Consider the following 24,164-nt stretch of genomic DNA (forward strand, 5'->3'; position numbering starts at 1 on the left):
CGCCGCCGGCGGGAGCCTCGTGAACAATCAACAGGAGTTGCCATGAATTTCAGCCTGAGCAGTAAAGCCATCGCCAGCACCAAAGCAGACTGTCTCGTAGTTGGCTTGCCTGAGAAAGGCACCTGGCCCGATTCGACGAATCAGGCCGATGAGGCTCTGGGCGGGATGATCAAGACACTCCAGAAGGCCGGTGACCTGTCCGGCAAGAATGCCACGACGCTGACCATTCCCCTGACCGATCAGCCCTGGACTCGCCTGCTTGTGGTTGGTACTGGCAAGGATGAAGATCGCAGCCCCGCCAACTACCGTAAAGCGTTGATCGCGATGATGACCGCGCTCAAGGACGGTCCGTCCAAAAGCGTCGCCATCGCCCTCGCAGATACCCCTGTAACCGGCGAAGAAGCTGTGAGTTCTGAAGCAGCCCGTCTCAGCCTGATTGGCCGGACCCTTGAAGATCAGCTTTACACCTTCAGCGACTTCAAGAGCGAAAAACCCGCCGCCCGGAAGCTCAACAAAGCTATTGTGCATGCCTCCAGTGCCGGCAAGGCCCTCAAGGATGCCTTCAACCTCGGCCTGGCCACCGGCCGTGGTATGAATCTCACCCGGGATCTGGGCAACACGCCGCCCAACATCTGCCACCCGGAATGGCTGGCTCAGCAAGCCAAGAAGCTGGCCAAGGATTACGACTGCATCAAGACCGAAGTGCTTGACGAAAAGCAGATGGAAAAGATGGGCATGAACACCATCCTGGCCGTGGGCAAAGGCAGCACCCAACCGCCGCGACTGATCGTGATGGAATACCGTGGTGGCAAGGCCAAGGACAAGCCCCACGTACTTGTGGGCAAAGGTATCACCTTCGACACCGGCGGTATCAGCCTCAAGCCCGGCGAGGGCATGGATGAAATGAAGTACGACATGGGCGGCTCCGCCAGTGTCTTCGGCGCCATGAAAGTGCTCGCCGAAACCCAACCCAAGATCAACGTGGTGGCTGTGATTGCCGCAGCAGAGAACATGCCGGATGGCGGCGCTTCCCGCCCTGGCGACATCGTGACCACGCTCTCCGGCATGACTGTTGAAATCCTCAACACCGACGCCGAGGGGCGCCTGGTATTGTGCGATGCCCTCACCTACGTGAAGAAGTTTGACCCGGCCGCCGTCATCGATCTGGCGACCCTGACCGGCGCCTGCATCATTGCACTTGGCAATCACGCCACCGGCCTGCTGGCCAACAACGATGAACTTGCCAACGAGCTTCTTGCCGCCGGCGAGCGTGCCGGTGACCGGGCATGGCGCCTGCCGCTCTGGGACGAATACCAGAGCCAGCTCGACAGCAACTTTGCCGACATGGCCAACATCGGTGGCCGCCCTGCAGGGACCATAACAGCGGCCTGTTTCCTTTCCCGCTTTGCCAAGGACTATCGCTGGGCGCACCTGGACATCGCCGGCACCGCCTGGCACTCCGGCAAAGCCAAGGGCTCATCCGGTCGCCCGGTGCCCATGCTGGTCGACTACCTGATGTCCCATGCAGGAAAGTAAGCCCTCCAGCTCTTCGGAGACCGGCAGCCCGGCTGCCGGCCACTCCGGACAGGAAGACCGGAACCAGCGCTACTGGTTTCACATCCTTGCCCAGAACACGCCCGCCGCACGCAATCTCCACGCTGCAAAACTCGTGGACAAAGCCTGGCAGCAGGGCGACCGCGTGTGCGTCGTGTGCGATACCATGCAACACGCAGATGAGCTGGACGACCTGCTCTGGAACTTCAGCCCGGACGCATTCATCCCCCATAGCGTTGTTCCGGACTCCGCCACAACCTGCTCCGACCCCGTTGGCATTCTGCTTTGCCCGCCGGCGCCAGAGGATTGGGACACCGTGATCATTCTCTCCGCAACCTTGCCGGCGGATGCCGACCGGTTCAAGCGACTGGCCCTGGTTGCCCATAACGACCCGAATGTTCTTAATCAGGCGCGGTCACACTTCAAGCAATTGCGGGCACTGGGGATTGAACCCCGGGTGCATGATCAGAGGAAGCGTTAGGTTCGCCGCAAACAGGGCGACCATGTATAATCGTGCGTCTCAATTTTCCCTTGTGAATCAACCAACGGTCACTGCAGAACCCCATGGAAAAAACCTACCAGCCAGAAAACATCGAGCGCCAGTGGTACGAAAACTGGGAATCCAAAGGGTACTTCCGCCCCAGCGGTGAAGGCCAGTCCTACAGCATCGCTATCCCGCCGCCCAACGTAACCGGCAGCCTGCACATGGGCCACGCGTTCCAGCACACCATCATGGACACCCTCACCCGCTTCAAGCGCATGCAGGGCCGTAACGCACTGTGGACGGTTGGTACCGACCACGCCGGCATTGCCACCCAGATGGTGGTTGAGCGCAAACTCGCTGCGGAAGAGGACAAGACCCGCCACGATCTGGGCCGGGAAGAATTCATCAAGCGCATCTGGGACTGGAAAGAGCACTCCGGGGGCACCATCACCCGCCAGATCCGCCGCCTTGGCAATTCCGTGGACTGGGACAACGAACGCTTCACCATGGACGACGGCTTCTACAAAGCCGTTCAGGAAGTGTTTATCCGCCTGTACGACGAGGGACTTGTCTATCGCGGCAAGCGGTTGGTGAACTGGGACCCGAAACTGCACACCGCCATCTCCGATCTGGAAGTGGAAAACAAGGAAGAAAAAGGCTTTTTCTGGCACCTGCGTTACCCGCTGGCTGACGGCGCGCAAACCCGGGATGGCAAGGATTACCTGGTCGTTGCCACTACCCGGCCGGAAACCATGCTCGGTGATACGGCCGTGGCCGTGCATCCGGAAGACGAGCGTTATCAGCACCTGATTGGCAAGCACGTAATTCTGCCGCTGGTGAACCGCCGTATTCCCATCGTTGCCGACCATCATGCCGATCCGGAGAAAGGCTCCGGTTGCGTGAAGATCACGCCGGCCCACGACTTCAACGACTATGCCGTGGGCAAGCGCAACAACCTGCCGATGATTAACGTCATGACCCAGGACGCCAACATCCGGGACGTGGCCGAGGTGTTCAATGCCGACGGCACCGAAAACACCGAACTCGACGGCACCATGCCGGGCGCCTACGCTGGCCTGACCCGCGAGGCGGCGCGCAAGCAAATTGTTGCCGATATGGAGGCCGAGGGGCTGGTCGAGAATATCGAGGACCATGTGCTCAGCGTCCCCCGCGGTGACCGGTCGGGCCTGATTATCGAGCCCATGCTCACCGACCAGTGGTTTGCCGATGCCAAGACCCTGGCCAAGCCGGCTATTGAAGCGGTGGAAGACGGTCGTATCCAGTTCGTACCCAAGCAGTACGAGAATATGTACTTCGCCTGGATGCGCGATATCCAGGATTGGTGTATCTCGCGCCAGCTCTGGTGGGGCCACCGCATTCCGGCCTGGTACGACGCCGACGGCAATATCTACGTGGGCCGCAGCGAACATGAAGTGCGCCAGAAGCACAACCTGGACGCCAATGTCGCCCTCGAGCAGGATGAAGACGTTCTTGATACGTGGTTCAGCTCTGCCCTGTGGACGTTCGGCACCCTGGGCTGGCCAGAGATCACCGAGCGCCTGAAAACCTTCCATCCGACCGACGTCCTGGTCACCGGCTTCGACATCATTTTCTTCTGGGTTGCCCGGATGATCATGATGACCATGCACTTCATGAAGAACGAGGACGGCAGCCCCCAGGTACCCTTCCATACCGTCTATGTCACCGGCCTTATCCGTGATGAGCACGGCGACAAGATGTCCAAGTCCAAGGGTAACGTGATCGACCCGCTGGACATGATCGACGGCATCAGCCTGGATGACCTGCTGGAGAAACGAACCGGCAACCTGATGCAGCCCAAGCTGGCCGAGAAAATCGGCAAGCGCACCAAGAAGGAATTCCCGGAGGGCATCACCGCCCACGGCACCGATGCCCTGCGCTTCACCCTTGCCGCCATGGCAACGACCGGCCGCGACATCAACTGGGATATGAAGCGCCTGGAAGGCTACCGCAACTTCTGTAACAAGCTCTGGAACGCAGCCCGCTACGTGTTGATGAACACCGAAGGCGAAGACTGTGGTGTGAATGACGAGCCCGTGGAACTGTCTCTGGCAGACCGCTGGATCATCAGCGAGCTGCAGAGCTGCGAGCAGGACGTGATCCGTCACCTGGACCAGTACCGCTTCGATCTGGCGGCCTACGCGCTCTATGAGTTCATCTGGAACGAATACTGCGACTGGTATCTGGAGCTGTCCAAGCCTGTGCTCAGTGATGAAGACGCCAGTGCCGAAGCCAAACGTGGCACCCGTCGCACCCTGGTGCGCGTACTGGAATCCGTTCTGCGCCTGGCGCACCCGATGATGCCGTTTATCACCGAGGAAATCTGGCAGCGGATCGCGCCCCTGGCCGGCAAGACTGGCGACAGCATCATGCTGCAGGCCTACCCGCAACCGGATGCCACCAAGCAGGATTCAGCGGTTACCGCTGATATTGAGTGGCTCAAGGGCGTGATCGTTGCCGTGCGCAACATCCGGGGCGAAATGAACATCTCGCCGGCGAAGAAGATTCCGGTATTGCTGCGTGGCAAAGACACCGAGGATCAGCGCCGCATGAATGACAATCGCCAGTTCCTGAGCTCCCTGGCCAAGCTGGAGAGCCTGGACTGGTTTGAGGGTGACAAAGCCCCCATGTCTGCCACCCAACTGGTGGGAGACATGGAAGTACTGGTTCCCATGGCCGGCCTGATTGACAAGGATGCCGAACTCAAGCGTCTGGACAAGGAGCTGGAACGCCTGCAGAAAGAGATCGGTCGCCTGGAGGGTAAACTGGGTAACGAGAAGTTCACGGCCAAGGCTCCGGCCGAGGTGGTCGAGAAGGAACAGGAAAAACTCCGGGACGCCCAAAGCAGCCAGGCCCGCCTGAGCCAGCAAAGGGCCGATATCGAGGCCATGTAACCGGCATGATCGGTATTCTCGGTGCAGGCTCTCTGGGCAGGCTCTGGGGCGCAATGCTACCCAACGGTTGCGTTGCCTTCATGGCCAGACCGGGCGAGCCCACCGACTCAAGCATCGATTACCGTTTCCGGCCCTTTGAGGGGCCGGAATCCTCCATACAGATTCCTTTCCTCAGGACCGGCGACACGCCGGACCTGATGCTGGTGACAACCAAGGCCGGTGATACCCTGAGCGCCTTAGCAGGCGCGATCGACCAATTACCCGTTGAAACCCCCATCCTGCTTTTCCAGAACGGACTGGGCAGCCAGCAAGCTGTCGCCGAGCGGTGGCCGGAGCGCCCGATCCTGGCCGCAAGCACCACCGAGGGCGCAAATCGACCTGAACCGGGGCTTCTCGTCCATGCCGGTACCGGCGATACCTGGGTGGGTCCGCTGACAGAGCAGGCCAGATTCTCGGTGGACCGCGCGGTCGCCATGCTGGAAGACTCCGGCCTGGCCATTCATCCGGAGCCGGCCATCCTCCAGCGACTCTGGCAGAAACTGATCATCAATGCGGGCATCAATCCCTACACCGCGATCCTGAACTGCCCCAATGGCGACATCCTGTCTGCAGGGCTATATCAGGACACCATCGAGGAGCTTTGCCGGGAATTGTCAGATCTGATGAGCGCCGCCGTCCAGATCACGGAAACACCGGATTCCCTGCGCCAACGCATTGAACAGGTCGCTCAAAACACCGCCGGTAACACATCGTCGATGCGTGCCGATGTTCTCCGGAAACGCCAAACCGAGATAGACTTTATCAACGGGTATCTGGCAAAACTCGGAAAAGAACTCGGTATCGACACGCCGGTGAACCAAATGCTGACCGAACGGGTACAACAACTGTCGTCACATTAACAGGAGCAGACTGATGGGCAACCGCCTTTCCAAGATTTACACCCGCACCGGAGATGATGGCTCCACGGGCCTGGCCGATGGCAACCGGATTGCCAAGAATGCCCAGCGAGTTGAAGCCATGGGCACCGCTGATGAACTCAACTGCCATATCGGGTTGCTAATCGAAACCCTGGACAGCGACGACGAACTGGTGGAGAGCCTGCGCCGCATTCAGCATCATCTGTTTGACCTGGGGGGCGAATTTGCCATCCCCGGCAGCCGTGTGATTGGTGACGAACACATCGAATGGCTGGAAGGCACCCTGGACCGGCAAAACGAAGGCCTGCCACCGCTGAAGAATTTTGTCCTGCCCGGTGGCAGTCCCGGCGCCGCCCAATGTCACCTTGCCCGGGCGGTCTGCCGTCGTGCAGAGCGGGTTGTCGTCGCCCTCGGCCATGAGGACTCGATCAACACCGCTTCCCGACACTACCTGAACCGTCTCTCGGATCTGTTGTTTGTCATCGCCCGCGTACTGGCCCGGCGCGAGGGTGGCGAAGAGATTCTCTGGGAACAAAAAAAATCCGGCCTCTGAGGGCCGGATTTTTTATGCACCCGATCGCGCGCAAAGGTCCGCCGGTCAGACCTTGAACGCTTCCACCAGACGCTGAAGCGACGCTGTCAGTTGCGACATTTCTCTGGAAGAACCCAGGGTTTCTTCAGCATTGGCGGCTGTTTTATGGCCCAGCTCGCCAATCTGCTCAACGTTCGAGTTCACGTTTTTCGCAACGGCAGACTGCTCTTCGGCGGCCTGGGCGATCTGGTGACTCATATCCACGATCACAGAGATGCCCTTGGCGATTCTGTCCAGGGCTTCTGTCACCTCTCCAGACTTCTGCACCGTTGCCTCGGTCACGTCCCGGCTGTTGGTCATGGCCGACACCGCGTCTTTGACTCCGCTCTGGAGACGGGAAATCATGCCTTCGATTTCTTCCGTCGATTTGTGCGTGCGCTGTGACAGCGAGCGAACCTCATCGGCAACCACCGCGAATCCTCGCCCCTGCTCCCCGGCTCGGGCCGCCTCGATCGCGGCGTTCAGGGCGAGCAGGTTGGTTTGCTCGGCGATGGCCTTGATCTCGACCAGCACCTGACTGATGTTGTCACTGTCCTTGCTGACCCGGTTGATCACTTCCACCGCACCTGAGATTTCACCTGCCAGCTTGTTGATGGTTTCAACCGTGTCGGCCACCACGCCCCGGCCGGTTTCTGTGTCCTGTTCGGCATTGCTCGCGCTGTCCGCAACTCGGTGCGCGCTTTCGGTGACTTCATGAACCGCCTCAACCATCTGATTCATGGCTTCATTGATCTGGCCGCTTTCTTCCATCTGACGCGCAACCGCTTCGCTGTTGGCCGCAGCGGTGTCATTGACCCGCGTGGCCTGCTGGTCTACGTCCGCCGTAGTCCGGCTGACAGAGCGGATCAGCTCGGCGATCCGGTCGGTCATGTTATTGAATTCCGTCGTCAACTCGCCCAGCTCATCGCGGTTGCGCAAACTGATGTGCGTGGTCATATCGCCGGCGGCAACGTTCCGCGCGGCTTCGCTGAAGCGGTTGATGGCAGTGCGTACGGACATGAAGAAGCCGATGTAGAGATAGACAACCACAAGCAGCACGGCGATCAGGGCAACCACGATCAGGCGACGCTGGTTGATCTCACTCTCGAGCCGTGCGCGAAGGTTCGAGTCGACCACGCTGAAGGCAGCCGTCTTAACGTCGTCGTAGTGGGCCAACTGCCCGGACATCAGATCGTCGTATTCGGTCCAGGGCATTTCCAGACGCATGGGCGTTATCACGTTCAGATCCAGATGATCCCGAACCACCATCAAACTCTCGTCAACCCGTTGAATGGCGTTGCCTGCCTGATTGGCAAGGGCCGGCGATGCTTCAGAAGCAAGAGCCAAAGCCGGTGAAAGCAAGGAGGTGCGATTGGTCAACTGGTCATAGATTTCGTTCAGGGTTTCGCTCAGGGCGTAACCCACCTGCCCCTCGACCAGTGCGAATATTCCGTAGGATTTTGCCCGACCGATCACGGTGCGTGCAGCCGGGAGAGAGTCCTGGATCAGGCCCAGAATCAACTGGTTTTCTCTTGAGGCCCCCTGCCCCAAACCAGAGATTTCAATGGTGGCCGAAAGCAGCGCCTGTGCCTTCTGGACGAATTCCTGATAATACTTGAACTGAGGATCGAAGCTGCCCTGATAATTGTCATCGGCCCGCAATGCTTCCCACTCCTGGCGAAGGCCTTCAACCTGATCGGCCCAGGAGCCAGTCGTATCAAACGAGCGCTCTTCTGCGGTCAGAGCCGCCAGCAGGCTGTCAATCTCAGTGGCCGCTTCTTCGGAAACTGCGGTAATGGCACTCTCATCCTTGATGATCGCCGGTGAGCGATAGTCTCGATAATCCATCGCCGCATCCACCAGCCGATCCACTTGCTGGAGTTGCTCCAGACCCTCGACACCCCGGGTCATGGTCTGAACCGAGCGATTCAGCTCGGAAATGGCAAGCCAGGACAGCCCGCCAATTGGTAAAAGGAACAGAATGCTGATGAGACTGAACTTGTAGACCATCGGGAGCCGGTTCATCAGGGCAATGGCAGGATTAATGAGTTGCTTCACAGGGACCCTCGTGCTGGCAAACAACCACTGAACGTTAATTCTTTTCTTCTATTGTCGCCTAAAGTCTTAAAAACTTAAGCTTTATTTGTTGTTAAACCGTAATGTTTTATAAAATCCGAGCTAAACGACGCCGGAAATAACCAGCAGGGCGAGTATGCATATCCATACCAGCATGCTTCTGTTCAGCAGATCCCTTACCGCTCGCAGACTCCTTCCCCCAAACGCTGTCCACTCATCCGGGTGAATCCGGGAAAACCTCGCTGGATCCAGTGCATACCCGGTTAACGACCCGTTGGCCGAAATCATGAGTACCTCGCCCGCTTTTTTGGAGATTCCGGTCAGAGTCTGGCGAGTTTCACGCAGCCACCCGGCCAGATCTCCGGCAATTCCGAACGTTAACGACAAAAGCCTGGCAGGAATCCAGCCGGCAAGGTCGGACATTTTTGCAAACCTGGGCCTGGCCGGCGCCTGCGGCCATTGCTCGGCGAGCGCTACCAGCCCACGCGCCAGGACCGCGAGACCGATACCGCCAACCACATACCAGAAAGCCACCAGAAAAAAGCGCTGGAACACCGAAACCATCAGTGCCTTGGACAGGGAGAGGTGCATGGCCTCGGGAGACACTGCGGCTCCCCGTTCATCGGCCGGAAGAAGGTCTTTCACATGATGCCAGGCCGACTGCATGTCTCCCCGATGCCACGCCTCCGCATAGGCCCGCAGTACCTGTCGCCAGCCCGGCGTTCCCATAAGGACGACCAGCACCAGGAACTCCAGCGGGTAAGCCGCCATTCTCCAGCCAGAAGACACCAGCAGGTATTCCGCAAGCCCAAGTATCAGGGCCGGCAACAGGATCAGTGCCAGCCCGGTTGCTATCCCCGATTCATGGCCCGCCCTGACCCGGCTGCCGTAGCGGAACCAACGGCGCCAGACCTCATCGCCAGACAGCATGTCCAGGGAATCCAGACGCCTGCGTACCATGTAGGCCAGAAGAAACACAACAAATACCATTCAGACGTTCCTCCCCGATCCTCGGACTATTTCCAGGGCTGACCGGAAATACCGCCAGTCAAAAGCCGGGCCGGGATCGCTCTTCCTGCCGGGCGCAATGTCGCAGTGCCCGGTAATCCGATTGGCCGTGATATCCGGCCAGGCCGTCATAATCAGGTCCGCCACTTTCGCCAGCATGCGATATTGCTCGGTGGTGTAAGGGTTGTCGTCGGTCCCTTCCAGCTCAATCCCGATGGAAAAATCATTGCATTCCTCCTGCCCTTCAAAACACGATCGGCCGGCATGCCAGGCCCGATCAAGCAGGCTGACAAACTGCACCAGCGCGCCATCGCGGCGAATCAGCAGGTGCGCAGACACCTGGACGCCCTCGATAGTCTTGAAGTAGGGGTGCGCAGAATGGTCGAGTTGGTTGCAGAAGAAGTCTTCTATTTCGCGGCCACCAAACTGGCCCGGAGGCAGGCTGATATTGTGGACGACCAGAAGAGAGATGCCCGCTCCATCCGGACGAGGCCCGAAATTCGGCGAAGGGGTCCAGCGGGCGAAGGAAATCTGCCCGGTTTCGCGAAGCGAATTTCCATCGGTACCGGAGGCGGAAGGGCGTTCGGAAAAAACGTCTGAATCGGGCAAAGTAATTCCAAAAGTTTCAGAGCATTACAGCCTCTGATTGAATCACAAAGTTGCCACGGTTGCTACGAATCAGTCCTTGCGGCTGCTGCGCAGGTTGTCGATGATCGACTCCAGTGCCCGGTCGAAGATCAGACCATCATCCAGCATGCTGATTTTCCCGAATTCCATGTCGGCGGCCAGTTCCTGACGCAGATACTCTGCCACCTTCGCGCCACTGCGATTCACAAAGATATATTTGCCAGTGGCCTTGATAAAGGCCGCAAGCTTACAGCGCACCCGGGTTTCGTCGCGGGTAAGTTCAATCCAGGAACCCACACGCAGGCTTTCGGCCTTTGACAGCCACTCTGGAGATACTGAAGCAGTCTGCGTTTCAGCGTCCGCCTGGGAGGCAGCCTCGCTGACCACAGAAACAGGCACTTCAGGCTCGGCCGGCGAGGGCGTTGCTTTGACAGCGTCTTCGGCCGCCGGCTCAGGGGGCTCGACGGGCTGCTCAGCAGCGGGCTCCGGAACGAGCAGATCCTCTGGTTCCGAAGGTGATTCCGGCCTGGACGGAGCCGTCACCAATCGCTGGAAAACATCCACATGGGCAAGTTCAAGGTCGCGAATCGCCGCATCGGTGGCAAACGGGTCCCAGGAAATATCCTGCAGTGCCTTGCGAAGGTCGTCCACAATGGCCGGTATTGCCCTCAGCAGATCTGACCTGGTGGTATCAGTGACCGGGCGCGGATCCACACTCCAGACCAACTGCTCGGTCAGGTTCCGGGCGTGCTGCCACCGGTCGCTTTCCTCGCCCTCCCGGAGGACAACCCATTGCAGGTACCGGGTCCAGGCTTCGCTCAGGAGGCCGGCAACCGGTTCGGGCACGTCCCGCTGCTCTGTCAGCTCCTTAACCAAGCCTTCCGCCGCCTGGGACGCCCGCTCCTGTCGAGCCCGCCCTTCTTCAGCATCCCGAAGACGTTGCTCGACGAGCTCACGACGCCGGCGATCGAGATCCATGAAGTGGCTGAAATCTTTGAGCAACTCCTCGAACAGGGAGACGTTGGTAGTGAACTCTGTCAGAACCCGATCTACCACCGATTCGATTTTGTCCCGAAGCGGGTCTCTTTGCCCGGCCTTCTTCTCGGTCCAGCCAATGGCCGAGAGTGCCAGCTCGTTAAGCAGTTTTCGAACCGGGTGACCGCCCCGGTTGAAAAAGTTCTTGTCACTAAGCGCCACTTTCAGCACCGGAATCTGCAGGCGCCCGATCAATGCTTTCATCACCGGATGCAGTTGGCGATCTTCCAGAATAAAGTCGAACAGCATGGAAACCAGATTGATCACGTCACTGTCGACCTGCCCAACGCTCAGGCTGTTGCCATCGCCGGAACGCAGGATGGGTTGAAGCTGCTCGTTCAGAGGTACAACGGTACCTTCACCCCATTGCCTGCTGCTCGACTGCGCTTCAGTCAAACGGGCCATAAGCCTGTCGGTATCAATGTAGCTTTCGCCGACCGAGGATCCGCCAGTGACAGCATTGGACTCACCGCGATGCAACAGCGCGCTGAGCTCCGAGAAAGTGGCCTGTGATTGAGACATACCCTGACTCTCGCTGGCAGAATCCGCCTGACCGCTGGCACTGGTCGGCACTGAACTCTCTCCTGACCCACGTTGACCGGAGCGGGAGGGCACCTTGCCGGTGGGCGGTCGTTTCATGTCAGGCATTACGCCTTCACTGATCAAGGTGCGATTGGCTTCTTTGTAGAAATCACCGAGGGTATCGGCAAGCAGGCGATCAAACAGCTTCAGAACCACCAGCTTGGCCCGGATATCAATGTCGAGGTCGGCACAGGCCTCGGCAACACCACCACAGATGATTTCCGGGCTCAGCGGCATTTGTGCGTCTTTCAGCTCGATACCCGGCACCAGATGCCCCACCCGGACGGTAAGCAGACGGATCTGTTCGGTATAACGGTTCCGGAGTTTATTTATGAGATTATCGACTGCCACCTGCTGCTCAAGCTGGGAATGGTCAACGAGGCTGAGAGAGTCCTCGTCAACTTCATCCAGCGACCTGGCACTTTGCTGGGGCTGGAACCTGCCGATTTCATTGAAGGCCTGGCTGACATACTGGAGGATCGAGACCACCATGGCCTTGCGACGAAGCCTGAGCTCCCGCATGGCATCAAAGTAGGCGGTCTGGTCGAGGTTGGAGCCGGCTCTGTCCGCGAGTTCAAACAGGGCATCATCGGCACGATCGAAAAAACTGGCAAGAACGGACTTGAGGGACTGACCCGATGCGTCACGCAGGCGCACGAGGGACGCAGGCAAAGAAAACCGGGCGGGCGGTTTCCGGCCTGAAAAGCTGACAACCTTGTTATCGTGCACCATCTCGCTGCTCCGCCTTGTATTACACAATTGCCTGTTTATTTCTCCACTTCACATGATACGAGCTGCCCACGTCAGGTTGTGTCAGAATTTGTCACCTTTTGTGTAGACCTGACGTGCATCACAGTTTAGCAGCCCAGCCCCAAGAGTTTGGCGATTCACCGGCGGCGCTTTAGAATTGACAGCCTGAAACGCCGTCAACCCACTGCACCGGACTTTTTGCCCTATGATTGCCCCTGAACTCCTCCGCCAGGCCAGAATTGAAAATGTTGCCCAGAGTCTGCGGGAGGACATCGGCGATGGCGACATTACGGCCAGACTGATACCAGCCGACAAACAGGCAACAGGGCGGGCAATTACGCGGGAAACCGCCACCATCGCGGGCAGGGAGTGGGTGGACGAGGTTTTCCGACAGGTGGATCCGGCCGTTGAGCTGAACTGGCAGGTGGCCGATGGAGAGACCGTGTCACCGGATCAGGTGTTGTTTACCATGCAGGGTTCGGCACGAAGCCTGCTGAGCTCCGAACGCGCGGCTCTGAACTGGCTCCAGTCCCTGTCTGGCGTTGCGACCGCCTGCGCGGGCTATGCCGCCCGGGTTGCACACACCGGTGTTCGACTGCTGGATACCCGTAAAACCCTGCCCGGTCTGCGCCTGGCCCAGAAATACGCTGTAACCTGTGGCGGCTGCTTCAATCACCGGATCGGGCTGTGGGATGCCTTCCTGATCAAGGAAAATCACATTGCCGCCTGCGGCTCCATTGCCCAAGCTATTGAAGCCGCCCACCGGATTGCACCGGGCAAACCGGTGGAGGTGGAAACCGAGAACCTTGACGAGCTGGAACAGGCCCTTAAAGCGGGTGCAGACATCATCATGCTGGATGAGTTCTCACTTGAAGACATGCGGACCGCGGTCGCTACCACGGGTGGCAAAGCAAAGCTGGAGGCATCCGGGGGAATCAATGCCGACACCCTGGTGCCGATCGCCGAAACCGGCGTGGACTTCATCTCGATTGGCGCGCTGACCAAGGATTTGAAGGCTGTCGACCTGTCAATGAGACTGGACTGATCACTCCCCGCTAAGCAGGCGATCGATCACCTCCAGCTCCCGAACCAGCCTGCTACCGGACTCCGGTCGCCCCCGGAAATGCTCTTCGGCCATCGGCGCTATGCCGGAGGCCGAGGGCAACGGGTGGTCGTTTTCGATAATGATCTTCATTCTTTCCACAAAGACAAATTGCAGCCACTGGGTAAATTCCAGCGTATCGATGCAAAAGGGCTGCGCACTCTGGAACGCCTCGTCCGGTGGCGGCTCTGACTCCCAGAGCCCCAGCTGCCGCAACTCCATCTCAATGTTCAGAAGGCAGTCCGCAACCTGCCCGACCGGGTTACCGGATTCGGTCATATCAGTCTCGCTTCAATCGTTAAGCGGCTCAAGCTCCACGGTTTCGCCATGCAGAACCCGGAACAGGTCCTCGTACTGGCGCGTCAGCGGGTGCTTGGGTGCCATGTGAATCAGGGGCTGCCGGCTCTGGTGGGACTCTTTCATCTTCACGGAACTTGAGAGACGCACAGGCAGAACCGGCAAGCCCTCCTCGGTAAGCTCCCTGACCAGCTGCTTGGGCAGGCTGGCCCGCGGCTGGAACTGGTTGGCAACAATCCCTTCGACAACAAGATCCTCGTTGTGATCTTCCTGCAGATCACGAATCTCGTTGAGGATGTTGTACAGCGCCTGACGGGAAAAATCGTCACAGTCGAAGGGTATCAGGCAGCGCTGGGCTGCAATCAGGGCAGACCGGGTATAGAAATTGAGCGCCGGCGCGGTATCGATGTAGATCGCATCGAAGGATTCACCCAGTTTTTTCAGGGCTTCCCTCAGCTTGTATATCTTGTGCTTGGCCTCCAGCTTGCGCTCGAGAAAATCCAGCTCCGGGCTGGAGGGCATCACAAACAGGTTCTTGAACGGTGAGGCATGGACAAATTCGTCCGGACGGCGATTGAACACGGTAAAGGCCACCGTCTGCTCCAGCATATCCGCAACGGTGTCCTTGAGCTCGCTGGCAGGCTTGCCCAGCAGATAATGGGTGGAGTTTCCCTGCGGATCAAGATCCACGACCAGGGTGCGCTTTCCACGAGCGGCGCTGATAGCTGCGAGATTGCACGTGATACTGGACTTGCCGACACCGCCTTTCTGGTTGAATACCACCCGTCTCATATTGCCTCTCCCTTGATGAATCCGTTATCGATTTCTGCCCTGCGATGAACCCATTCCAACTCACCACCCCATCACTGTCTTCACAAACGGAATAGTAAGCCGCCGCTGTGCCTGAAGTGAATTTTCATCCAGTATATCCAGAATCCCCAGCAAATCACCGAGCCTTCGGGGCGCCCGGCGCATTATATAGCTGGCCACATCATCCGCCATCACCAGGCCACGTTTCTCGGCACGGGCCCTGAGAATGGTCAGGCGATCCTCATCCCGGTAAATACCCAACTGGATGATCAGCCCGTGACTGAATCTGGAGACCAGATCCGGCAACTCAAAGGGCAAACTGGCCGGCAAATCGGCCAGACTCACCAGCAAGAGGCCGCCTCGATCGAGAATCCGGTTATAGAGATGAAAAATGGCCTCTTCCCAGACCCGCTGGCCTGCGATGCGGTCGACATCGTCAAGACAGACGATCTCATGGGTCTCAAGCCCCGACAAGGCATCGGGACCAAAAGGCTCTAGCTCTGCGATGCTGATACACACCGCTGCCCTGCCCTGCTTTTCGCCCAGGTGGCACACTGCCTGTAGAAGATGGCTCTTGCCGGTATCGGCATCACCGCACAGAACAACGACAGGCATATCATCAGGTTGCTGACAAACGCTTTCAAGACGCTGGGCTGCGCTCGTGTTCCGGTCGCCATGGAAATTGTCGAATCGGGCGTCGTCACGCAGCTTGACCCCGAGCACCAACTGGGATGCGGTCATGGCCGGGTAGCCCTCCAGGCCCGCAAGCCCCACACAAACAGGTAATGCGCCCCGCTGAACACGGTGGAAACAGCCACCAGGATAATGCCGGCATCCACCACCCAGGGCTGCATCGGCAGGTCCGCCAGAAGCACGATGATGGCCAGGGCTACAAGAATCTGGATAAACGTATTGATCTTGCCGGGAATGCTGGGCTCCATATCGTATCGACCAACCTTGTAGTGGTAGGCCAGAGCGCCGACCACAATCAGCAGATCACGCCCCAACACCAGCAGAAACAGCCACACGGGCAGAACCTCGGTGAGAGTAAGCATCAGGTACGCGGTGATCAACAAGGCCTTGTCGGCGAGAGGATCTGCAATTGCACCAAGCCTGGAACGCCAATTGAAATGGCGGGCAAGGAAGCCGTCAACCGCGTCTGTGCCGGCGGCCAGAAAGAATATCAGCAACGCCCGGCGATAATCTCCGATCAGTAACGCTCCCGCGAAGGGAGCGATCAGAAGAATGCGCAGGAACGTCAGGGCATTGGGAATCCAGCGCCAGCGGTGCAAATTCAAAAGACTCCCTCCGGTTACACCTTATTCGCCGCCATCGCTCCCGATGACAGAAGACGGTTGCCAACGATAATACAGAACCTGGTACAGGGATTCGAACGCCTCCCTGGCATCTTCCTCATCGACGGGCACCGGCTGATAGGTAAACAGGGCAGTCTCTTCAGACGCCTCCGCAGAGGTTTGCTGATCCGGGCCAGCCGGCTGCGATACCTCGCTCTCGAGCGCCTCTTGCGGGTTCGGCCCAGACGACGCCACCTGGTCCTCTGCTGTGCGGGCGGTAACCGGAGGTTCTGCCGGAACGTCGGCCTCCATTGGAACGAAGCGCGGATCCAGGGCGATGTACTCCCGCAGCTGGTCCAGCTCACCGGAGAAAGCCACCCGCAGGGTCAGTTGCTCGTCCCGTACCCGATGGGCACCAACGCTAACCACGGGGGTCAGTCCTTCCAGCACCTTATTGGCGCCGGCATAGTCTTCAAGCGACGTCACGCCACGCAGCACAATGTCCACCTGGGGCGAATCGCCCACTTCCGACGCAGCAACCGCGTATCGGCTGGCGTATAACTCCGCCCAGCGGTTTATCGTCGCCTCCGCCAGCGCTTCCGGGGTATCGGCGGTTACCGACTCTTCCCCGGCATTCATGGCCATACCATCGAAGACCCAGCCGGCACGCCATTGCCCGCCAGCACGGCTGACCCGCACCAAAGCGAGCACATCATGGTCCAGATTCCCGGATGCAGACTTCACCCGACCAATAAACTGCCCCCAGATATCCGAGAGCAATTCGCGGTCAGAGCTGAAATCTGACGGGGGCAGCGCCACGGGCAAGCCACGCTTTCTGGCCGCCTCATCGAACGCAGCCCTCCAGGCTCCTGCGTCTTCCTGACCAGAGCCGGCCCCGGGCCGTGTTACGAGTGTTCTCGAGCCACGATCCTCGGCAGCAATCCAGGCCAGTGTGAGCGGTCTGTTGGCACCCCACACCGGCGCATCAATTGCAGCCAGCGCGCGATTCACGCCAACCGCTCCGAAGGACATGCTCAGAACACTCTGGCCGGACTCGCCACGGGCAACCTGATAGGAAAGAAGTAACGACTCGGCATCGGACAGCAGGGCTTCAACGCCCTCCATCGCCAGTACGTCTCGGGTACCGGAAACCCTTACCAGTACCTGGCTCAGCCCGTCTGCATATCCCTGGGCGAGTTGACCCGACGAGGACCCTTCCACTGGCACCTTTGCCGAATAGAGACCGGAAACCGTCACGGCACTCGCCTGGGCGGAAAACCCAGACAGCAGAACGGTGAACAACGCAACTACCCACGTCCCGGATAAAGACCTGTGTGCCGGCTTTTGCCCTGATACTGACATGAAACACCCTGCAATTCGCATGAATGGCGCATAGGATACACCATGCCCCAGGGTGTGAGTAGCGGCCCCGGATTTCGGAAAAGCAATATACATTTGGAGCGCCACACCGCACCTGTTAAAATCCGCCGCCTGACCCACTGGCCAACGGTTAAGTACACCATGAGCGAACAGAAGCCCTCCCTGACCTACCGCGATGCTGGCGTAGATATTGATGCCGGCAATGAACTCGTCAGCCGAATCAAGGACACCGCCGCGCGCACCCGCCGCCCCGAGGTTCTTGGCGGTCTCGGCGGCTTCGGCGCCATGGTCTCCATCCCCGCCGGATATAACGAACCGGTTCTGGTTTCCGGCACCGACGGAGTGGGCACAAAGCTCAGACTGGCCATGCAACTGGACAAGCACGACAGCATCGGCATCGACCTGGTCGCCATGTGCGTGAACGATCTGGTTGTCGGCGGCGCTGAACCGCTTTTCTTCCTCGACTACTACGCGACCGGCAAGCTGAACGTAGACGTTGCCACTCAGGTGGTTGCCGGAATCGGCGAGGGCTGCGAGCAGGCTGGCTGTGCGCTGGTCGGCGGTGAAACCGCTGAAATGCCGGGCATGTACGAAGGCGACGACTACGATCTGGCTGGCTTCTGCGTAGGCGTTGCCGAACGCAGCGAGATTATTGACGGCGGCCGCGTCCAGGCCGGAGACGTGCTGATTGCCCTGGGCTCTTCCGGCCCTCACTCCAACGGCTACTCCCTGATCCGGAAAATTCTGGAAGTCAGCAACGCTGACCTCGAGCAGCCAATCGGCGATACCACCCTGGCCAACGCCTTGATGGCACCGACTCGAATCTACGTAAAGAATCTTCTGCAGCTGATTCGCGAAGTCGACGTTCGCGCCCTCTCCCACATCACTGGTGGTGGCCTGCCGGAAAATATTCCCAGGGTGCTGCCGAACGGCACCATCGCTGCCATCGATACCAACAGCTGGTCATTGCCCCCGGTATTCCAGTGGCTCAAGGACAACGGCGGCGTTGCCAGTGAAGAGATGTACCGCACCTTTAACTGTGGTATCGGCATGATTGTCTGCGTGCCTGCCAACCAGAAGGAGCTGGCCCTGGATACCCTGAAAGCACTGGGCGAACATGCCTGGCAGGTAGGCCTGATCGAACGTGCCGATGACGAACAGGCAGATGCCTGCGTTCGCTATGCACCGGGGCTGCTGTCGGCATGAAGGCAGATCAGACCCCGTTACCGAAAATCCTGGTGCTCGCATCCGGAAGCGGCACCAACCTTCAGGCACTGATTGACGCCAGCCGGGAGCGGGATTTTCCCGGGCAGATCATTGCCGTTGGCTGCAACCAGCCCGGCGCGTTTGCCCTTGAGCGCGCGGCCCAGGCAAATATCGAGACCTTTGTGGTAAACCACAAGAATTTCGAATCCCGGGATGAGTTTGATGCCTCCCTGATGGCGGAAATCCTCCGATACAATCCGGATCTGATTGTCCTGGCAGGCTTCATGCGCATTCTGACCACGGATTTTGTTCGGGCATTCCGGGGTAAGATGCTGAACATTCACCCGTCCCTGTTGCCGAAGTACACCGGGCTGAATACTCACCGTCGTGCACTGGAAGCGGGCGATACCGTACATGGCGTTTCCATCCACTTCGTTACCGAAGAGCTGGATGGTGGCCCCGTGATTGCCCAAGCAGAAGTGGCGATTGTTTCCGATGACACGCCAGAAAGCCTCGCGGAGAAGGTGCAGGCCAAGGAACACATCCTCTACCCCATTGTTGTGCGCTGGTTCTGTGAGGGCCGGATTCAACTGGGTAGCGATTATGTGTTGTTCGACGGCGAACCCTTGAACGCTCCGATGCGCTTGCCGGACAACTGAGGCATCGCCTGAACGAATTGTCATCCCCGCATCCTGCCCGAGCAGCTACACTGTCGCCATTGATGACGGTAATTGTTCGGGTTTAACAAGATGCTTTCACGACGTCTCATCAGATTTGGTTGCGCCGCACTGCTGGCCTGTCTCGGCATTCTCGCCGGACCGGTCACACTGCATGCCGAGACCGAAGCGGACCTGACCCCCTTCGAGGCCAGCTATACCGCAGCCATGGAGAAGGGTCTCTCTCTCAATGGCACCGCAAAACGCACACTCTCCTCCCAGGGCAACGATGTCTGGCTGTACCGCACGGATGTCGACTCCTTCATTGTCAGCATCGATGAATCGCTGGTATTCCGCTGGGAGGACGGGCACGTCATACCCATGCGATACCGATACCGCTTATCCGGTTTCCTGATCAGCGACCGCAAGAACTCTATCGACTTCGACTGGTCCGCAGGCGTCGCAACCGGGGAATACAAGGGAAAGCCCTTCGAACTGGCGCTGGAAGAAGGCCTCCTGGATCCGCTGGGCTACCAGCTTCAGCTGCACCAGGACATCAAGAATGGCAAGCGGGAAATGACCTATCGGGTGCTCGACGGTAATTCTATCGACACCGATCGCTTCGCGGTGATCAATGGCGAGAATATGAGCACCGGCAACAAACAGAGCGCCACCCTGAAGGCGGAGAAGGTTCGCGAGGATTCCAAGCGCCAGACGCTGATGTGGTTCTCGCCGGAGCAGAATTTCCTGCTAGTCCGCCTCAGGCAGGTTGAGCCGGACGGCAGCACCTACGAATTGAAACTCAAGGAAGCAGAGTTCGAGCGCTAGACCTCACGCCCGGCCTCGCGCCACACGGCCTTGACCTCATCGGCAATGATCCGGAGGCCCTCGGCAACCCGATCGTCGTCCTGGGAGTAGGTCACGCGCAGACACTCATGCCGGTGCCTCCAGCCATCTTCCGGTAATCCGGGAAAGAAATAGTGTCCGGAAACGACCAGAACCCCTCGGCTCTTCAACCGCTGATACAGCTCAAGGCTGCAGATCGGCAGATCCGGGAACCAGAGCCACAGGAACATGGCGCCCTCGGGCTTGTGCACATACCAGCGGCAGCTGTCCTCTCCCATGGCCTCCCGGAACGCGGATACCGCCCGTTCCATCTTCGCCTTGTAGAACGGGCAAACCACATCCCTGCTCAGGGACAATATTTCGCCGGAACGAACCAGAGGCTCGGCCAGCATGGCGCCAAAACTGCCCGTGGCCAGGTTCATAATGGCATTAATGCCTGACAACGCCTTGATCACCGGCTCGGCGGCAATCACGATTCCGGTCCGCGCTGCCGGCAAACCAAGCTTCGAGAGGCTCAGGCAGAGGATGATCTGGTCGTTCCAGGTGGGTGTTGCATCAACGAACAGCAAGCTCGGAAATGGTGTGCCATACGCGCCATCGACGATCAGTGGTATGTCGTGTTGGCGGGCGAGCTCTTCAAGCCGGGCAAGCTCTTCGTCAGTAACGACGTTACCGGTCGGATTGGTGGGACGTGACACACAGATAGCGCCGGTCTCACCGGTAACCTCTACGGCATCAAAATCCACCCGGTATTTGAACTCGTGGGCGTCGGTGAACGAGATGTCCGGCTGCACCGCATGGAACAGGCCCGGTTCAATGCCAGCGTCAGCGTAGCCGATGTACTCGGGCGCAAGCGGCAAAAGAATATGCTTGCGGTTACCGTCGCCGTAGTCTCCGCCAAACATGTTGAACAACATGAAGAAGGCCGCCTGGCTGCCGTTGGTCAGGGCGATATTCTCAGGTTTCAGGCCCCAGCCATATTCGCGGTTGAGCAGCTCGGCGAGCGAGGCGATAAACTGCTTTTCCCCCTGAGGCGGATCGTAGATGCCGACCAGACGGCGAACATCGCCCTCGTTACGACTCATATCCGCGAGAATTTCCTGTACTCTCTGCTGGATCTCGGGAATATGCCCGGGATTTCCCCCGCCCATCATGATCATGTCGTCGCCGGATGCCATGGCGTTACCCAGGTCATCCATGAGGGACGTGATACCGGCATCGGCGGTGAACTTGCGACCAAAAGCAGAGAGTTTCATGGGATAAAATCCATCTGACCTATTCTGAATACAACGGGTAATACCGAAAGTGTAGCTTGCTCGCTCCCCAACGTTTATTCGGTGAGCGAAATGCCAAGGTTACTGACGCCCTCGTTGGCTGCATCCTCCCGGAGACGGGCCACGAACTGATCGGTTGGCGTGCGTTGGCGCTTCAGCTCCAGGATCAGGTCCCGCTGGAAGGTTTTGTCTTCTTTCATCAACGGGTGATGATCAAGCAGACGGACGAGCTCGTCTTCCTCGAGGTCTTCCCCTTCGGACAGCTCAATAAAGTTCATCACGGTTCCGGTCGCCATCTGTGACGCATCGGTAGCGCGGTGTTTGGAGGGGTTCAGGCGGTTCAGCAGCGCCTGCTCCAGTAGCTGACAGAAGTCGAAGGCCGGGTAAACACCGTAGGCGTCGTAGGCGTCCACGTCCGGCGACAGGGTTTCCAGTTTGGCGAGCAACTGCGGGATCGCCGATTCGGAGACGTCTTTTTGGAGCAAGTCCCAGCCAAGATCGAGAAGCTGGCGCATTTTGGCACCGGTCTTCAGGCCCATGGCATCGGCAAACAGGGCGTAGTTCGGGAATGAGCGCTCAGCCAGAGCGAGCAGGAAGGCGCATTCGCGCCATCCCTGCAGTTGTGAAACGGCTTTCAGGAACTGGTTGGCGTTCATGTCCTGGGCAGGGTCACGCCGGTCTGGCCAAGATATTTGCCACCCCGGTCTTTGTAGCTGGTTTCACAGATCTCGTCGGATTCAAAGAAGAGCATCTGGGCGACGCCTTCGTTGGCGTAGATCTTCGCCGGCAGGTTGGTGGTGTTAGAGAATTCCAGCGTAACCTGGCCTTCCCATTCTGGTTCCAGCGGGGTGACGTTGACGATGATGCCGCAACGCGCATAGGTGGACTTGCCCAGGCAGATGGTCAGGACGCTTCGTGGAATGCGGAAGTATTCAACGGTGCGGGCCAGTGCAAAGGAGTTCGGCGGGATGATGCAGACGTCGCCGGTGTAGTTGACGAAGCTGTTTTCGTCGAAGTTCTTCGGGTCCACGGTGGCGGAGTGGACGTTGGTGAAGATTTTGAATTCGTTGCTGCAGCGTACGTCGTAGCCGTAGCTGGAGGTGCCGTAGGAGATCACGCGGCCTTTTTCGGTTTCACGAACCTGTCCGCTTTCGAACGGTTCGATCATGCCGTGTTGTTCGGACATCCGGCGAATCCACTTGTCGGATTTGATGCTCATTGGCGAAGTCTCGTATCCACTGGGAAAATTGGGGCGTAGTTTACCTTTTCCCTTGGGGTCTGTCGAAGGCTGTCGAGTCTTTACTTCTGGGGGCTGCGGCTGGGTGCTCGGACCTCAGAATTGGCGGGCTGCGCTCATAGGAGCAGCCTTCCAAAAACCGCTACGAGCAGATCGATGTGCCCTTGGCGAAGGCCATCCATCGCCTTCGACATTTTTGGAAGGCTGCCCCTAAGACCGCGAACTAACATCGGAGTGAAACGCCGCAAACCTTGAGACGTTGTCAGTGCTCCGTCACTGAAACGCTTGAGATCGAACCGGAAAGGTTCCGCTCCCGAGTGGACAGTTCAGCCCCTACCCTTCTCGCGATATCGCGGTAACGGCGGGCCACTTCGGAGTCCGGTTCGGCGATTACCGAGGGGGTGCCGCCGTCGGTCTGTTCGCGGATGGTCATGTGCAGGGGCAGTTGGCCGAGGAGTGTGGTGTCGTATTCCTGGGCAATGCGCTCACCGCCGCCGTGGCCGAAGAGGGGCTCTTCGTGGCCGCAGTTGCTGCAGATATGGACGCTCATGTTTTCGACCACGCCAAGCACCGGGATATCGACTTTGCGGAACATTTCGATGCCTTTCTTGCCGTCCAGCAAGGCAATGTCCTGGGGTGTGGTGACGATGACGGCGCCGGTTACCGGGACTTTCTGGGCCAGGGTGAGCTGGATGTCTCCGGTGCCGGGGGGCATGTCGACGATGAGGTAGTCGAGTTCGTTCCAGAGGGTCTGCTGGAGCAGTTGCATCACGGCGCCGCTGACCATGGGGCCGCGCCAGACCATGGGGGTTTTCTCGGTAACGACAAAAGCCATGGAGTTGGCCTGGAGGCCGTGGGCGTCCATGGGGACGAAGTATTTGTTTTCGCGGGTGTCCGGGCGTTTGCCTTCGGGCACGCCGAGCATCATGCCGATGCTGGGGCCGTAGATGTCGGCGTCCAGGATGCCGACCCGTGCGCCTTCGGCCTGGAGTGCGAGGGCCAGGTTGACGGCAGTGGTGGATTTACCGACGCCACCCTTGCCCGACGCGACAGCGATGATGTTTTTCACGCCGGGTACTGCGGGCAGGTCTTTCTGGACTTTGTAGGAGTGGATTTTCTGGCCCACGTGGACGTCCACATTTTCGACACCGGCGACGTCTTCCAGAGCATTACCGACAAGCTGCTTGAGGGCACCTGCAATGCCTTTCGAGGGGTATGGCAGCTCGACCATGAGGGTGACGTTTCCGCGCTCGTCGGCGTTCAGGGATTTTACGGCACCCAGTTGGTAGAGGTCCTTGTTGAGGTAAGGATCACGGTACTCGCGAACCGCTGATTGCAGGGCCTGCTCAGAAATCTGTGTCATCGGGTTCTCCGGAATAAGCTCATGCTCGATTTTAAGCACGGAAACAGGTGATTCGGGTGAAAATTATCTGCTCGGAAGGTATCATCTGTGCCCGTTTCTGACCATATGGGGTCTTTACCTGGGGCAATCAATCAAGACAGCCACCAGTTCCCCGTTTTGTC

The 24,164-nt window shown here is 58.8% G+C and carries 22 protein-coding genes; 9 read left to right on the plus strand and 13 right to left on the minus strand.

Annotated features, from left to right (window positions below; translation table 11 throughout):
- Positions 1–42: 42 nt before the first annotated feature.
- The 5 genes from AC13DD_RS06680 to AC13DD_RS06700 all read left to right on the plus strand — a co-directional run bounded on the left by AC13DD_RS06680 (position 43) and on the right by AC13DD_RS06700 (position 6,441).
- Complete coding sequence (locus tag AC13DD_RS06680; protein WP_014576747.1) at positions 43–1,536, plus strand: leucyl aminopeptidase; 1,494 nt, start codon at positions 43–45, stop codon at positions 1,534–1,536.
- Positions 1,523–2,035: a DNA polymerase III subunit chi gene (locus AC13DD_RS06685; protein WP_053114924.1), complete on the plus strand. Its 513-nt coding sequence runs from the start codon at positions 1,523–1,525 to the stop codon at positions 2,033–2,035. Before AC13DD_RS06680 ends, AC13DD_RS06685 begins: the two co-directional genes overlap by 14 nt.
- Before the next feature lie 83 nt (positions 2,036–2,118).
- On the plus strand, positions 2,119–4,971 hold the full coding sequence (locus AC13DD_RS06690; protein WP_482931009.1) for a valine--tRNA ligase: 2,853 nt from the start codon (positions 2,119–2,121) through the stop codon (positions 4,969–4,971).
- Between the two features lie 5 nt (positions 4,972–4,976).
- Entirely contained in the window at positions 4,977–5,870 is an 894-nt protein-coding gene (locus tag AC13DD_RS06695; protein WP_482931010.1) for a ketopantoate reductase family protein, read from the plus strand.
- Between the two features lie 13 nt (positions 5,871–5,883).
- Positions 5,884–6,441 carry a cob(I)yrinic acid a,c-diamide adenosyltransferase gene (locus AC13DD_RS06700; protein ID WP_482931011.1) on the plus strand — a complete coding sequence of 186 codons (558 nt, stop codon included), beginning with the start codon at positions 5,884–5,886 and terminating at the stop codon, positions 6,439–6,441.
- Between the two features lie 45 nt (positions 6,442–6,486).
- On the opposite strand, the gene AC13DD_RS06705 is transcribed toward AC13DD_RS06700, so the two are convergent.
- The 4 genes from AC13DD_RS06705 to AC13DD_RS06720 form a co-directional block, all read right to left on the minus strand.
- The gene (locus AC13DD_RS06705) at positions 6,487–8,517 is read right to left on the minus strand and encodes a methyl-accepting chemotaxis protein (RefSeq protein ID WP_482931012.1); all 2,031 of its coding nucleotides are present in this window, start codon (positions 8,515–8,517) and stop codon (positions 6,487–6,489) included.
- A 120-nt stretch (positions 8,518–8,637) separates the two neighbouring features.
- The gene (locus AC13DD_RS06710) at positions 8,638–9,525 is read right to left on the minus strand and encodes a histidine kinase (RefSeq protein WP_273071021.1); all 888 of its coding nucleotides are present in this window, start codon (positions 9,523–9,525) and stop codon (positions 8,638–8,640) included.
- Positions 9,526–10,152, minus strand: coding sequence for a 1,6-anhydro-N-acetylmuramyl-L-alanine amidase AmpD (gene ampD / locus AC13DD_RS06715; protein ID WP_482931013.1), 627 nt, complete (start codon positions 10,150–10,152; stop codon positions 9,526–9,528).
- A 69-nt stretch (positions 10,153–10,221) separates the two neighbouring features.
- On the minus strand, positions 10,222–12,519 hold the full coding sequence (locus AC13DD_RS06720; RefSeq protein WP_008172826.1) for a DUF1631 domain-containing protein: 2,298 nt from the start codon (positions 12,517–12,519) through the stop codon (positions 10,222–10,224).
- Between the two features lie 223 nt (positions 12,520–12,742).
- Between AC13DD_RS06720 and nadC the strand changes: the two genes are divergently transcribed.
- On the plus strand, positions 12,743–13,582 hold the full coding sequence (nadC, locus tag AC13DD_RS06725) for a carboxylating nicotinate-nucleotide diphosphorylase (protein ID WP_273082920.1): 840 nt from the start codon (positions 12,743–12,745) through the stop codon (positions 13,580–13,582).
- Here the strand turns inward: nadC and AC13DD_RS06730 are convergent, their stop codons facing one another.
- From AC13DD_RS06730 to AC13DD_RS06750, 5 genes are read right to left on the minus strand one after another with little or no spacing between them, the layout of a single operon-like run.
- On the minus strand, positions 13,583–13,918 hold the full coding sequence (locus tag AC13DD_RS06730; protein WP_008172829.1) for a YqcC family protein: 336 nt from the start codon (positions 13,916–13,918) through the stop codon (positions 13,583–13,585).
- Positions 13,919–13,930: 12 nt separating this feature from the next.
- Positions 13,931–14,728, minus strand: a complete 798-nt coding sequence (locus tag AC13DD_RS06735; RefSeq protein WP_008172831.1) for a ParA family protein — start codon at positions 14,726–14,728, stop codon at positions 13,931–13,933.
- Between the two features lie 60 nt (positions 14,729–14,788).
- On the minus strand, positions 14,789–15,487 hold the full coding sequence (gene hda / locus AC13DD_RS06740; RefSeq protein WP_008172833.1) for a DnaA regulatory inactivator Hda: 699 nt from the start codon (positions 15,485–15,487) through the stop codon (positions 14,789–14,791).
- On the minus strand, positions 15,484–16,044 hold the full coding sequence (locus AC13DD_RS06745) for a CDP-alcohol phosphatidyltransferase family protein (protein WP_175497385.1): 561 nt from the start codon (positions 16,042–16,044) through the stop codon (positions 15,484–15,486). The genes hda and AC13DD_RS06745 overlap by 4 nt, the downstream gene beginning before the upstream one ends.
- A gap of 21 nt (positions 16,045–16,065) precedes the next feature.
- Positions 16,066–17,343 (minus strand): DUF2066 domain-containing protein, encoded by a 1,278-nt coding sequence (locus AC13DD_RS06750; protein WP_008172836.1) that lies wholly within the window; start codon positions 17,341–17,343, stop codon positions 16,066–16,068.
- A 219-nt stretch (positions 17,344–17,562) separates the two neighbouring features.
- On the opposite strand from AC13DD_RS06750, the gene purM reads away from it, so the two are divergent.
- The 3 genes from purM (at position 17,563) to AC13DD_RS06765 (ending at position 20,111) form a co-directional block, all read left to right on the plus strand.
- On the plus strand, positions 17,563–18,627 hold the full coding sequence (gene purM, locus AC13DD_RS06755) for a phosphoribosylformylglycinamidine cyclo-ligase (RefSeq protein WP_092031940.1): 1,065 nt from the start codon (positions 17,563–17,565) through the stop codon (positions 18,625–18,627).
- Complete coding sequence (gene purN / locus AC13DD_RS06760; RefSeq protein ID WP_014576731.1) at positions 18,624–19,286, plus strand: phosphoribosylglycinamide formyltransferase; 663 nt, start codon at positions 18,624–18,626, stop codon at positions 19,284–19,286. The genes purM and purN overlap by 4 nt, the downstream gene beginning before the upstream one ends.
- A 90-nt stretch (positions 19,287–19,376) precedes the next feature.
- Positions 19,377–20,111 carry a DUF3108 domain-containing protein gene (locus AC13DD_RS06765; protein WP_008172842.1) on the plus strand — a complete coding sequence of 245 codons (735 nt, stop codon included), beginning with the start codon at positions 19,377–19,379 and terminating at the stop codon, positions 20,109–20,111.
- Here the strand turns inward: AC13DD_RS06765 and AC13DD_RS06770 are convergent.
- The 4 genes from AC13DD_RS06770 to apbC all read right to left on the minus strand — a co-directional run bounded on the left by AC13DD_RS06770 (position 20,108) and on the right by apbC (position 24,003).
- Positions 20,108–21,385 carry a valine--pyruvate transaminase gene (locus tag AC13DD_RS06770; RefSeq protein WP_053114916.1) on the minus strand — a complete coding sequence of 426 codons (1,278 nt, stop codon included), beginning with the start codon at positions 21,383–21,385 and terminating at the stop codon, positions 20,108–20,110. The two genes, AC13DD_RS06765 and AC13DD_RS06770, sit on opposite strands and share 4 nt — an antisense overlap.
- 74 nt (positions 21,386–21,459) lie before the next feature.
- Positions 21,460–22,059, minus strand: a complete 600-nt coding sequence (locus AC13DD_RS06775) for a YjaG family protein (protein ID WP_008172846.1) — start codon at positions 22,057–22,059, stop codon at positions 21,460–21,462.
- Positions 22,056–22,622 (minus strand): dCTP deaminase, encoded by a 567-nt coding sequence (gene dcd / locus AC13DD_RS06780; protein ID WP_008172848.1) that lies wholly within the window; start codon positions 22,620–22,622, stop codon positions 22,056–22,058. The genes AC13DD_RS06775 and dcd overlap by 4 nt, the downstream gene beginning before the upstream one ends.
- A gap of 280 nt (positions 22,623–22,902) precedes the next feature.
- The gene (gene apbC / locus AC13DD_RS06785; RefSeq protein ID WP_053114915.1) at positions 22,903–24,003 is read right to left on the minus strand and encodes an iron-sulfur cluster carrier protein ApbC; all 1,101 of its coding nucleotides are present in this window, start codon (positions 24,001–24,003) and stop codon (positions 22,903–22,905) included.
- Positions 24,004–24,164 lie beyond the last annotated feature (161 nt).

The sequence above is a fragment of the Marinobacter sp. L-13 genome (assembly GCF_056857715.1).

Coding starts and splice junctions, on each gene's coding strand:
- AC13DD_RS06680 (WP_014576747.1), top strand. CDS start 43: ATGAATTTCAGCCTGAGCAGTAAAGCCATCGCCAGCACCAAAGCAGAC.
- AC13DD_RS06685 (WP_053114924.1), top strand. CDS start 1,523: ATGCAGGAAAGTAAGCCCTCCAGCTCTTCGGAGACCGGCAGCCCGGCT.
- AC13DD_RS06690 (WP_482931009.1), top strand. CDS start 2,119: ATGGAAAAAACCTACCAGCCAGAAAACATCGAGCGCCAGTGGTACGAA.
- AC13DD_RS06695 (WP_482931010.1), top strand. CDS start 4,977: ATGATCGGTATTCTCGGTGCAGGCTCTCTGGGCAGGCTCTGGGGCGCA.
- AC13DD_RS06700 (WP_482931011.1), top strand. CDS start 5,884: ATGGGCAACCGCCTTTCCAAGATTTACACCCGCACCGGAGATGATGGC.
- AC13DD_RS06710 (WP_273071021.1), bottom strand. CDS start 9,525: ATGGTATTTGTTGTGTTTCTTCTGGCCTACATGGTACGCAGGCGTCTG.
- AC13DD_RS06720 (WP_008172826.1), bottom strand. CDS start 12,519: ATGGTGCACGATAACAAGGTTGTCAGCTTTTCAGGCCGGAAACCGCCC.
- nadC (WP_273082920.1), top strand. CDS start 12,743: ATGATTGCCCCTGAACTCCTCCGCCAGGCCAGAATTGAAAATGTTGCC.
- AC13DD_RS06730 (WP_008172829.1), bottom strand. CDS start 13,918: ATGACCGAATCCGGTAACCCGGTCGGGCAGGTTGCGGACTGCCTTCTG.
- AC13DD_RS06735 (WP_008172831.1), bottom strand. CDS start 14,728: ATGAGACGGGTGGTATTCAACCAGAAAGGCGGTGTCGGCAAGTCCAGT.
- hda (WP_008172833.1), bottom strand. CDS start 15,487: ATGACCGCATCCCAGTTGGTGCTCGGGGTCAAGCTGCGTGACGACGCC.
- purM (WP_092031940.1), top strand. CDS start 17,563: ATGAGCGAACAGAAGCCCTCCCTGACCTACCGCGATGCTGGCGTAGAT.
- purN (WP_014576731.1), top strand. CDS start 18,624: ATGAAGGCAGATCAGACCCCGTTACCGAAAATCCTGGTGCTCGCATCC.
- AC13DD_RS06765 (WP_008172842.1), top strand. CDS start 19,377: ATGCTTTCACGACGTCTCATCAGATTTGGTTGCGCCGCACTGCTGGCC.
- AC13DD_RS06770 (WP_053114916.1), bottom strand. CDS start 21,385: ATGAAACTCTCTGCTTTTGGTCGCAAGTTCACCGCCGATGCCGGTATC.
- AC13DD_RS06775 (WP_008172846.1), bottom strand. CDS start 22,059: ATGAACGCCAACCAGTTCCTGAAAGCCGTTTCACAACTGCAGGGATGG.
- dcd (WP_008172848.1), bottom strand. CDS start 22,622: ATGAGCATCAAATCCGACAAGTGGATTCGCCGGATGTCCGAACAACAC.
- apbC (WP_053114915.1), bottom strand. CDS start 24,003: ATGACACAGATTTCTGAGCAGGCCCTGCAATCAGCGGTTCGCGAGTAC.